The following is a 277-nucleotide window of genomic DNA, read 5'->3' on the forward strand; positions in this document are numbered from 1 at the left end:
CCATGCGTATTCTGATATCAAATGACGACGGTGCCACCGCACCTGGCCTCGCCGCGCTTCATGCTGCGCTGGCGGATTACGCCGAGTGCGTGGTGGTTGCCCCCGACCAGGACAAGAGCGGCGCCAGCAGTTCGCTGACGCTCGACCGTCCGCTGCACGTGCACGTTCTGGCCAATGGCTTTATCAGCGTGAACGGCACCCCCACCGACTGCGTACACCTGGCGATCAACAGTTTGTTGGATCATGAGCCGGATCTGGTGGTGTCGGGCATCAACCA

At 61.7% G+C, this 277-nt stretch carries 1 protein-coding gene; it reads left to right on the forward strand.

Annotated features, from left to right (window positions below; genetic code table 11):
- Nucleotides 1–277: 5'/3'-nucleotidase SurE (locus ACM615_RS24040; protein WP_431012653.1), on the forward strand; the 277-nt coding region annotated here is incomplete at both ends.

The organism is Rahnella sp. PAMC25617, from assembly GCF_050606005.1.
GTDB classification, from domain to species: domain Bacteria; phylum Pseudomonadota; class Gammaproteobacteria; order Enterobacterales; family Enterobacteriaceae; genus Rahnella; species Rahnella variigena.